Origin of the sequence: Rhodoplanes roseus (genome assembly GCF_003258865.1) — a bacterium.
Taxonomy (GTDB): Bacteria; Pseudomonadota; Alphaproteobacteria; order Rhizobiales; family Xanthobacteraceae; genus Rhodoplanes; species Rhodoplanes roseus.
This window is the reverse complement of the sequence record NZ_NPEX01000199.1, coordinates 1-11078: the sequence shown is the minus strand read 5'-3', so window position 1 is coordinate 11078 and position 11078 is coordinate 1. Positions and strand designations below refer to the sequence as shown.

The window sequence follows — 11078 nt, the reverse complement described above, 5'->3', positions numbered from 1 at the left end:
CTCCCTCGCCGCCCCTCGCCACTCCCTCGCCACCCCTCGCCGGCGCCGGCAGCGGCGGCGACGCGCCCGACAGGCCGACCAGGTCGGCGACGGGCACGCCGTCATGCGCGCTGCGCATGAAGCGCGACCACGCCTCCACGGGCGGACCGCCGCCCGTCATCTTGCGGGTGGGGGAGGAGTCGTCGTTGCCGAACCACACCCCGGTGACCAGGTGGCCCGTGTAGCCGACGAACCAGGCGTCGCGGAAATCCTGGCTGGTGCCGGTCTTGCCGGCGACCGGCCAGCCCGGCAGGCCGGCCCCCTTGGCGGTGCCGACCCGGATGGTCTCGCGCATCATCTGGTTCATCATCGCCACATAGGCCGGCTCGACCACCCGCCCGAGCACCGAGGACGGCCGGCCGTACAGCACCTTGCCCTTCGGCCCGCGGATTTTCTCCACCACGTGCGGCACGGTGGCGAGCCCGCCATTGGCGAACGGCGTGTAGGCGTTGACGAGCTCCAGCACCGACACCTCCGAGGTGCCGAGCGCGATCGAGGCGTTGGGCTCCAGCTTCGACGAGATGCCGAGCCGGTAGGCGGTCTTCATCACGGCGGTCGGCCCGAACTCCAGCGTGAGCCGCACCGAGACGGTGTTGAGCGAATGCGCCAGCGCGGTCGTCAGCGACACCGGGCCGAGATACTCGTGCTTGTAGTTCTCCGGCTTCCAGCCCTTCACGGCGATCGGCCGGTCCTCGCGCAGCGTGTCGGGCCGCAGGCCGCGCTCGATCGCGGTGAGATAGACGAACGGCTTGAACGCCGAGCCCGGCTGGCGCTTGGCCGCGACGGCGCGGTTGAACTGGCTCTCCTGATAGTTCCGGCCGCCGACCAGCGCCCGCACGCCGCCGTCCGGCGTCATCGCGACCAGCGCGGCCTGACCCACGCCGTACTTGTCGGCGCGCTGGGTCAGCGTGTCGATCAAAGCGCGCTCGGCCAGAATCTGCAGCGCCGGATCGATCGTCGTCTCGACCACCAGGTCGTCCTCGACCCGCCCCAGGATGTCGTTGACCACATCCATCACCCAGTCGGCGACGTAGCCGGCCGAGCCGCCGCCGCGCTTCACCACCCGGGGCGGATCGGCGAGCGCCGCCTTGATGGTGGCGTCCGGCACCATGCCCTCCTCGGCCATGGCGCCGAGCACCAGCTGCGAGCGCCGCTCGGCCCCGTCGTAGTTGCGGGTCGGCGCCAGCTTCGAGGGCGACTTCACGAGGCCCGCCAGCAGCGCGGCCTCGCCGACCGACACCTCGCGGGCGGATTTCCCAAAATAGCGCTGCGCCGCGCCCTCGACCCCGTAGGCGCCGGACCCGAAATAGACGCGGTTCAGATACAGCTCCAGAATCTCGCGCTTGCTGAACTTCTGCTCCAGCCACAGCGCCAGCATCACCTCCTCCAGCTTGCGCATGATGGTGCGCTCCGGCCGCAGGAACAGATTCTTGGCGAGCTGCTGGGTGATCGACGAGCCGCCCTGGGCGATGCCGCGCCGCGTGACATTGGCCCAGACGGCGCGGCCGAGGCCCAGCAGGTCGACGCCGAAATGCGAGTAGAAGCGCCGGTCCTCGATGGCGATGAAGGCGTTCGGCAGATGCGCCGGCATCTCCTTGAGCGGGATCGCCGAGCCGCCCATGTCGCCGCGGCTCGCTAAAAGCGTGCCGTCCATGCCCACGACCTGCACGTTGGGCGGCCGCTTGGGCACCTCGAGCGCGTGGATCGGCGGCAGATGCAGCGCCACGTAGACGAACAGCCCGCCCGCCGCGATGACGCACCACAGCCCGGCCACGGCGAGCCAGTAGACGCCGCGCCCGACCAGCGAGCCCTTCGGCCCCCGCGCCTTGCTCTTGGACTTTTTCGCCGCGCTCTTCTTGCCGGGGCCCGCCTTGCTGGCGCCGCCCGGGCCGCTGCCGCCGGAGGTTCGCGACGACGCTGGCTTTCCCTGCGGCATCGGCGCCCCCTCGTCGTCGTCCGCGTCGAGATTCTCGCGCCGCCGCTTGCCGGCGGGCCGCGGGATGCCGACCTGCGCGTCCTCGTCCACCACGATCAGGGGCGCCTTCGGCGCCTTGGGCTCGCCCTTGGGCGGCGGCTTCACCTCGGCGGCCCGCCCGGCCGCGCCGCGCCCCTTGGCGCCCTTCGGGGTGGGCCCACCGCCCCCTGCCGAGCCGGAATCGCGCGTATCTTTGGGCGGCGCCATGTCTCTCCCCGCCCGGCACGCCCGCAGCGCCCGGAATTTCGGCCGACGCACGCGCCGACCCCCGGCGTCCCCACGACGCCGGCACGTCCCCAAGCGAGCCTAGGAGCGACGTGCTTACGGGCGGGTTAAGGGAGGGGGGCAGTGGGGGCCGGCCGGAGAGCCCTGCCCGCTGACCAAAAATAATTCATCGTGCCTGAGCGCGCTCACGAGCAGATGCCAGGCAGAGAAAGGATGCTTCGGGGAGGGATTAAAAAAATGAAATTCTTATTTCTGACCGCAATTAGGTTCCATCATGGCATTTTTCTTTTGAATCACTCTATGACGACGGATCTGCATTAAAGTTAATAACGCACGTCCTCTATCCGTAATTTCGTAGCTGAGTTTCCCACCGGGGCGCTTAACACGCCTCGCAAACTCTGGTGCAGCTTTTAGTGCCCTATTCGTATTATACACAAGCACGGGAAATCCTGACTCCTGAGTTCTATCCGAGATCTCCTGACAGGTAGCGACCATTCCAATCTTATTAAGAGCCGTGAGACATCGCTCCAACTCCGACGGCGAGGCAGCGCTTGCATACTGAATTCGCTCTTTTTCGATATGACCAAACACATCATCAACACGAGCCAAATACCGCTCCATCGACTCCTCGTTCGAAATGACCAAGTCTGCAATATCATGCGCAACTCGGAGAGCACCATACTCTCTTTGCCGCTCGTCGTTAATTCTAAACTCGCTTAACGAATCGAGTCCCTGCTCTCTCGCGCGTTTGATGTGTCTTTCATAACGAATTCTTTGATCCGACTCGATTAATATTACTATTGTCTCAGGAAACGCATCCTGAAGATACAATATTTCTTCTATCGTACGAAGACCTGTTACGACACAAGTCTGGTCGGGCACCGAGGATACTAGTCGCGCCACCTCACGGCCCACAGACTCCAAGCCAATCGATTGTAAGAACCAAAATACATCACCATCCGATTGGCTCTTGAAGTTATGCTCGTTTGCAAGCGCCTTGAACACACTACTAGCTTCGAAAACCTGAACAGACTCACGCATCGCGATGCGATCGGCAAATGTTGTCTTTCCGGCGCATTTTCCTCCGATGATCAAAATAAGAGATCGCGAACGCGGCAAATCCAATTCAAGTTGACTCACCACTGGCGGCGTGGGCACCCGATTTGTAAAGCTCTGCGACGGAAGGTTCGCTACAGCCATGTATTCAGAATACCGATCGAGGAGCTGTTCTATGTTTTTAGCCCTGAAATCGTAACGAAGCGATGACTCAAACTCCATCTCCCCAAGACGCTTCGGCACACCAGACTGCCCGTCTGGAACAAACCATCCATTGAAGGTTTTTGGTGTGAGCCACGGGTACTGAACCTGCGCTGCGAAACTTGGCTCCGTATCCGCAATCACGCCTTCTGTTTCAGAATGGAACATTACAGGCGATCTAAGCCCGGGTACATGCAGAGCAATATCCGATTTTACTGTCGTACGGCGGTTATTTTCCGCGCGCAGCAACTGCTCGTTGACCTCGGAAAACGAAACGGAAGAAAACCATTCCTTCGCCCGCATGCCAGGAAAATCGGAACAGCGACTAAATGCGTCGAGCCGAATCGAAGTATCCTCTATAAAAAAGCAATTACGGATACCGAACATGCCGGAAATTTGATCGACGGCTCTATGTAGAAGAGTTTGCGTGTCGGATGAATAGTCTTCGTCGTACGGCTCTCGTGACGCCGAAAGATGCCGAATAACGAGCCCGCGCCTACGCGCGAGCAACCGCGCCTGCAGAAGCTTGTCCGCATTTGACGTGTAGAAATACAGCGTCAAAATTCGCCCGAAGGCGAAGGAGTCTCGGTAATCCATCTTACAGCGCTTCCGTAACTATCCCAACATTGTCCGCTTGAGCGATTTCGAAAGCTGGAAGCTCGTTGCGACGCGCACAGTCTTGTAACGCTGCGAGGGTATTTCGATCGTCTTTCCGTAAAACAGCATACACAAGAGGCCCCACGCTGCTCAAGCCGGGAGCCACTCCAACAATCTCTGTGAGCCTCCTGTATGTCAACTTTACTTTTGGAGCTTGCGCATGCAATTCACGAGCCTTAAATCCACAGCCATGAACCTCCGCAAGAGACGCTCGCAAACCGGGCAGATCGGAAGACAGAAAAGATGGAATCACACCATGAAACACGGCAAAAAATGTTCTTGCAACCTCATCCTGCGGAACCGGGCACGAATTACTGAATAGGCGCAACTCGTCCTTTCCGCTTACTCGCGAACCATCCCCGTTAAATAAAAGCACCTCCAATTCCTCTGGAAAAGGCCACCGCGAACATAGGATGGGAGGGCTACAGGGGGCTCGGGCTGAGGATGGCGCAAATTCCGGATACGCACTCTGGAGATGCCCTCCATCCCAAATTATTCCGCCCAGGAACATCGCATGAAGGCCAATACCTGATGTGCCTCCCCTTCCAGAGAGAGCGCGGACTTCGTCAAGAGACGGAGCACACATATGATGTTCAAACAGCCCATACAGAAGCGAGGTGAGCAATGCAGTTTTTGCTCCAAATCCGAAGTGCTGCCTCGGCGCTCTTATTAATTTAATTGCAGTACACGGAAGCTTTCGCTCGATCATTATCGCGCTTATTAATTGAGAGATTTCAATTTGCGCAGCCTTGTCTAACACATCGATGCCGTCTAGCGACGTTGATTTAGCAGCGCTGAATTGCCACTCCGTTCTGTTTGCAGCAATCGCGAAGCCGACTCCGCCACATGCCCGAGCAGTGCATCGGCCCATGTCGAGCAGCGTGATGTGGACCCTACCCGGCGCTACAACACGAATGGGCCGGCGAAGGTCGCCACTAAAACTTGCGTGAAAGGTCATGATTTAACCAAAGTGCATTAAAGTGGGACTTGAGTGCCTCAGCGAGATACCCTCCTCGCACTAGGAAAGTCGGAGAATTCCGACTTGGCCCATTTATCAGATAAGGCCCCCAAAATATATCTTGATCTAATCTAAAATAATTTACGGACGGGAGAGCTCGCATAAGCCGAACCTCGAAAACCCCCTCCTTGCAGATCTCCCTAACATCATTGATAAATTGATTCACTTCACCAGATATTCGACCTGGCTCGTTCTTCTCTTCACGATCGCGCTGAACCGCAAAGGATGCATCTTTGTTGGGAAAATCAGGATCTAAAAGAAGTATTCTCACTTTCTTTTTTTTCCAGTCGGTAAAGACGCCGCCGTAGTCTTGCCTGAACGCAGCAAGACCAAAACCGATCATATCAATTTCTGTCGCGTCTCTAATTCGCGAAGCATACTCCTCTCGGATAACTACACTTCTAGCATTAAATGCGTTTATCAGCCCAGCGTGAACCAGGACAGAATATCTCTGTTTATCATCCTCGGAGAGCGATACATAGAGATACAATATGTACCCAGCGACCCCTGCCGCGATCAGCGACGCCCCCACCCCACCAGCAATGGCGTCCCCAACCGTGTTCGATATGAGCGGCGCATAAACAACTATTATCCCCAATAAAAAGATGATCACATGACCTAAAAACCAAACAGTTTTATAAGGACGAAAAAACCTTTGCATCGCTTTTTCCTGCAAAGCTCGCAACAGACGGCTGAACTGGAGACGCACTCCAAGGCCTGCTTGGTTAACCAGCGGTGAGCCTCTCGCGATTCAACCTACCTACAATTCAGCCCTCTCAACAACCACTTTCCAGTTTGCTCCGGTCGTGCTGCGATGCGGAGCTGCCGTGACAGCGCATTTAATTCGGCTCGTCACGGTGTGCGCCGGCAGACGATCGGCAGCACGTGTAAGTCGCTTACTAGGTCCGGTGACCGCGACGCCAATGCGTGGGGCTTCACCCCACCCCGATGCACGCCTTCGGCGCGCCCCGATCCTCCCCCTCCAGGGGAGGGCGAAGAAACGCGCCCTCGCCGCCCATCCGCTAGGACGATCAGATTGAATCCTTCGGCATGGGCGGTGAGGTCGTCGACATGCAGCGTGCACTGCCCCTTTTCGGCGCGACGCTTGCCGAGCGTCAGCAGCCTGGTCAGGCGGGTCCAGGCGGCGTGATTCCCGGGATAGGCCAGGATGTCGGGCGTGCCGTCGGCGAAGACCAGACGCGCGCCCACCGCGAGCCGCACGCCATGCTCCTTCGCCGCCTCGTGCGCCCGCACCACGCCGGCGACCGAGTTGCGGTCGGCGACCCCGAGCGCGGCGAGCCCGAGCGCCTTCGCCTGCAGGACCAGCTCCTCCGGATGCGAGGCGCCGCGCAGGAACGAGAAGTTGGTCGTCGCGGCGAGCTCGGCATAGGCCGTCATGGCTCACCCGAAGAGGCCGTGCAGGAACCATGTGGGGTGCGGCGTCTCGCGGCCGAACAGGCCTTCGCGAAACAGCCAGGCGCGAAAACCGCCGCGGCATTCGACGCGGAAATAGTCGCGCGTGAGGGCGTGGCCGTCGGCGTCGCGCCACCAGGCGAGCGCGATGCGCTCGGGGCCTTCCGTCGCGGCGACCTCGTGCAGCACGCGGCGCCAGCGGAACCGCACCGGCGGCCCGTCCGGCACCTCGGCCACGGCCTGCACGGGCTCGGGGCGCTGCAGCAGCCGCAGCGGACGGGCCGGGACGAGTGCGTCGGCGCGCGGCGAGGGGACGAGCCCGTGCCGGCTCCCCGCCACCCGGGCGGCCTGGGCCGGCACGCAGGCGGTGGCGTGCTCGGGGACGTGCTCGTCGCGCAGCATCTGGCGGGTGACGCGGCGGGCGCCGAAACGGGTCGAGAGCCGGTCGACCAGATGGGCGAGCTCGGCCGTGGCGTCCGATGCGTCGAGCCCGCCCTGCACCGGGTCGCAACGCTCGGTCGCCAGCGCCGAGAGCCGGATCAGGTCGAAGCCGAAGCCGGGATCGCAGGGCTCGCCGACGGCGAGCCGGTCGGCGAACAGGCGCGCCATGCGGGCCGGATCGGTGAGCGGCGCGCCGGTGCCGACCGTGATGCGGACCACCCGGCCGTCGGTGCGGAACAGCGCCGTCTCCAACAGCCTGGCGCCCTCGCCGCGCGACTCCAGCACGCGGGCCAGCCGCGCCCCGAGCCGGGCGAGCGTGTCGAGCACGTCGCGCTCCAGCAGCACGGGCTCGGCGAAATTCTGCTCGGTCACGCAGGCCGGCATCGGCCGGCGCGGCGAGATCGGCGTGTCGGTCTCGCCACGCGCCGCGTCGAGCTTCTCCAACAGCCCGTCGAAGCGGGCCGCGAGGGTCGCGCGCGGACGGTCGAGGATATCGGCGATGCGCTTCAGCCCGACCTCCGCGAGTGACGCGACCATGCCGGGCGGCAGCCGCAGCGCGGCGAGTGGCAGCGGCGCGAGCGCCGCGTCCTGGCCGCCGGGCGGCACCACCACGGGCGTGTCGCGGGCGCCGTAGCGCGCCACCGCGGCGGCGCAGCCGGGCGTGTCGGCGATGGCGATGCGGGCCGCGAGGCCGCCCTCGGCGAGGCGCACCGCGAGGGCGCGGGCGAGCGCCGCCTCGCCGCCGAACAGATGGGCGCAGCCGGTGATGTCGAGCATCAGGCCGTCCGGCGGATCGAGGGCCACCAGCGGGGTCCAGCGGTCGCAGGCGTCGGCGACCGCCGTCAGCAGCAGATGGTCGACGGCCGGGTCGTGTTCCACCACGGCGAGGCCGGGATGGCGGGCGCGGGCGTCCGCGACCGTGACGCCCGGCGCCAGGCCGAGCCGGGCAGCGGCGTCGTTCAGCGCGGCGATGCGCTGCGCCGATTTCACCATATGGGCCGTGACGAGCGGGATCTCGTCCGCGTCATCCGGTCCGGACCCGGTCCTCCGCATCGTCCGGGCGATGCGGTCGGTCGCCAGCCGCCGCAGCCACAGAGAGAGGAGCCGGCGCTTCGCGGAAGACGTGCTCATGATGATCCCAGGTCAGGCGCCAGCGGCCGGTCGGGCCGCGACGGTTACGCTCCAGCGACAGAAGGACGGTCGGCTGCCCCAGGCCGCCGAAGCCGTCGGGCAGCCCCGGCGCGGCGGTGATTTCCAGCCGGGTCGCGGCCGGGCTCGCCAGCGCCTCGGCGCGGTGGCGCAGCAGCAGGCCGAGGCCGCCGCCGGCCGTGGCAGCCAGCGACAGGCGGCGCAGCGCGACCAGATCGAGGGCGCGATCGTCGAAAAACTCGCCGACCACCACGCCCAGGGCCCGGCACTGCAGCGCCTCCTCCATGGCGAAGGCGCCGTCGCGCTCGCTCGCCAAGCGCAGCTCGATCAGGCGGGCCGGCGACAGGCCGAGTTCGGCGACGCCCGGACCGTAGAGTCGCCCCGCCTCGAGGCCGGCGAGCTCCGGCTGGATCCACAGAATCTCGCGGTGGGCGAAGCGGCGCACCCGGTGCAGCGCGTGGACCGCCAGCACCAGGACCGTGCCGGCGGCGGCGCCGAGATCGAGCGGTGTCGCCGGCACGATCTCGTGCAGTGCACCGAGCGACAGCCCGCCGCCGAGCGCACGGTCGAGCGTCGGCACCCCGAGCGCGAGCGCCGATTCGGCGTCCGGTGGCGGGCGGTGCGCCTCGAGGGCGGCCACCCGGCTGCGGAGCGCACGCAAGATCTCGCCCGGATCGGGGGGCGGCACAACCACGATCTGCCCTCGTTGTTCGCTATTTGTTCTTATGGATTCCGGAAAGCCCGACGAGAGTCAAGGACGCCCGATGCGGGTCTTTCGGGAGAGCCGGAGAGGGTTGATGAATCGTTGAAATCGCCGGCGGCGAGGGGTCGTGCGACCGTGGCGTCGTCGTCGCGAGCGAGGCGCAGCCTCACAGCCGGCGTTTCGGCGCCTCGAGATCCTTGGCCACCTTGAGGGTCCGCAGCTTGCGGCGGATATCGTCGGAGACCAGCGTCGAGCGGCGCAACGGCGTGAAGTCGGCGGCCCGGTGTTTCGGGCCCTCGGCGCCCTGGAAGACCTTCAGGCCGTCGCTGGTGGCGACAACGTCGCCGGCCCGCAGGGTCGGGTCCGCAGCGAGATCGATCTTGGCGAGGCCGAACGCATCCTTGCCGTTGCAGGTGCAGCCGTCGACCACCTGCTTGCGATAGAGATGCGCGGTCGAGAGCGCGGCATAGCGGCTGCCGTCCGGAGCCGTCGCCTGGTCGATGCCGGCGCCGTCGAACACTTTCGTCCGGCTCGCCGGGCAGAAGGCGGTGCACAGTTTCGCCGGCGTCACGTTGGCGGTGGCGGTCAGCGGAAAGAAGCGGCCGTCGCACAGGCGCACGCAAAAGGCCGTGGTGGTCGGCGCGGCGTCCGGGACGGTGACGCCCGGCGGCAGCGCGACGCCGGGCAGGCCGGGCGTCTCGGGCGGGGCGTAGGCCAGCGTCGGGATCGCGGCGGGGCGCGTGTCGCGCCGCTCCAGCGGCGCAGCGAGGCTGCCGAAGATGGTGGAGAAGACGCCGCCGGCGGAGGCCGGGGAGGACCACGACTGCGCGCCGGCCACGGCCGGCCAGGCGAGCACGGCGATCAGCACGGCTCCGAGCAGGCCGGGGCGGCCACGGCCGCCAGATGCGATCGACGACGACGTGATCGAGGAGAGGGAGGGCATGGCTGTGCCGGAAGACGCCGCAGGGGCGGAGAAATGCTGAAAACGAACGGATCTGCAAACGAGAACGGCGGGGCCGAAACCCCGCCGTCGAAAAGGGATCAGTTGATGCGGGCGCTGCCGCGGGTGTCGGCCGTGCGGGCCGAGGCTCCAGAGACGCCCGCCACGCCGCCGCGCGAGCTGATCGGCATGACGACCACCTTGGCGCCCGTCTTCACGCGGCCGTAGAGGTCGATCACGTCCTCGTTGGCGAGCCGGATGCAGCCCGACGACACACGCTGGCCGATCGTCTCCGGGGCGTTGGTGCCGTGGATGCGGTACACGGAGCTGCCCAGATACATGGCGCGCGCGCCGAGCGGGTTGGTGGGACCGCCGGCCATGAAGCGCGGCAGATAAGGCTGACGGGCGATCATCTCCGCCGGCGGATGCCAGTCCGGCCACTCGGCCATGCGGGTGACGTGCTCGACGCCCGACCAGGTGAAGCCCTCGCGGCCGACGCCGATGCCGTAGCGCATCGCCTTGCCGCCCGGCATGACCAGGTAGAGGTAGGTGTTGGGCGTGTCGATGATGATGGTGCCGGGCGCTTCGTTGCCCGTGTAGGCGACCACCTGACGACGCAGCCGGGCCGGGACCTCGGCGCGGGCCGTCGGCTCCTCCACCCGGTCATCCCGGATGTAGCGGTCGATCGACGAGGAGCGATAGCCGTCCGGCGCGAACAGCGAGAGCGGCTCGGCCTTGGCGGACCCGAACGACGTGCCGGCGACCACCAGGGCGACCGCACCGATAAAGAGATTGAGCTTCGCGGAGCGAGCCATGTCTTCCCCCTGCTTGTTCCCCTGGCAGATCGACTGCCGCATCTACAACGAACAACCCGCGAAACGGTTCCACGCCGTTAAGGCTGAAAATAAACGAAGCGTTAACGCCGTCGTCAAAAGCGTCGGTGACACGGGCCTCACAGCGACGTGATCACGAGCGACGTGATCAGGCACGAGCGACGGCTGCATCGCGTTTGAATCCGACCCGTCATCCTGAGCTGCGCGCGAAGCGAGCCTCGAAGAACGAGCGGCCGGGCCGTCGCCCTTAGAGCCTCGGGTTCTGCCCGCGCACCTCAGTGAAACGGGAGAGTCCGTCCCGAAAGCCGCTGGTCTTCCGTCATCCTGAAGACCTCCGGTCTCGGCTCCGCCGCTCAGTTCCGAACTGGGCCGGGAGGATGATCGATGAACATCGACATCTTCTTGCACGACCGTTTCCGGGTGGCCCC

The 11078-nt window shown here is 64.8% G+C and carries 9 protein-coding genes; all 9 read right to left on the bottom strand.

Annotated features, from left to right (window positions below; genetic code table 11):
• On the bottom strand, positions 1–1975 hold a 1975-nt coding region (locus CH341_RS22360; protein ID WP_210208531.1), incomplete at its 3' end, for a transglycosylase domain-containing protein.
• A gap of 510 nt (positions 1976–2485) precedes the next feature.
• Complete coding sequence (locus tag CH341_RS22355) at positions 2486–4093, bottom strand: non-canonical purine NTP pyrophosphatase (protein WP_111421185.1); 1608 nt, start codon at positions 4091–4093, stop codon at positions 2486–2488.
• Between the two features lies 1 nt (position 4094).
• A complete protein-coding gene (locus CH341_RS36495; protein ID WP_111421184.1) occupies positions 4095–5111 on the bottom strand; it encodes a beta-ribofuranosylaminobenzene 5'-phosphate synthase family protein in 1017 nt (338 codons plus the stop codon).
• Positions 5089–5880: a hypothetical protein gene (locus CH341_RS33825; RefSeq protein WP_146604579.1), complete on the bottom strand. Its 792-nt coding sequence runs from the start codon at positions 5878–5880 to the stop codon at positions 5089–5091. Before CH341_RS33825 ends, CH341_RS36495 begins: the two co-directional genes overlap by 23 nt.
• Before the next feature lie 143 nt (positions 5881–6023).
• The gene (locus CH341_RS36330; RefSeq protein WP_210208529.1) at positions 6024–6569 is read right to left on the bottom strand and encodes a PHP domain-containing protein; all 546 of its coding nucleotides are present in this window, start codon (positions 6567–6569) and stop codon (positions 6024–6026) included.
• A gap of 3 nt (positions 6570–6572) precedes the next feature.
• Positions 6573–8156 carry a Y-family DNA polymerase gene (locus tag CH341_RS22340; protein WP_245431190.1) on the bottom strand — a complete coding sequence of 528 codons (1584 nt, stop codon included), beginning with the start codon at positions 8154–8156 and terminating at the stop codon, positions 6573–6575.
• The gene (locus tag CH341_RS22335; RefSeq protein ID WP_146604578.1) at positions 8050–8868 is read right to left on the bottom strand and encodes an ImuA family protein; all 819 of its coding nucleotides are present in this window, start codon (positions 8866–8868) and stop codon (positions 8050–8052) included. Before CH341_RS22335 ends, CH341_RS22340 begins: the two co-directional genes overlap by 107 nt.
• A 175-nt stretch (positions 8869–9043) precedes the next feature.
• Entirely contained in the window at positions 9044–9820 is a 777-nt protein-coding gene (locus CH341_RS22330) for a DUF2865 domain-containing protein (RefSeq protein WP_111421181.1), read from the bottom strand.
• A gap of 98 nt (positions 9821–9918) precedes the next feature.
• The gene (locus tag CH341_RS22325; protein ID WP_111421180.1) at positions 9919–10632 is read right to left on the bottom strand and encodes a L,D-transpeptidase; all 714 of its coding nucleotides are present in this window, start codon (positions 10630–10632) and stop codon (positions 9919–9921) included.
• Between the last annotated feature and the right edge of the window lie 446 nt (positions 10633–11078).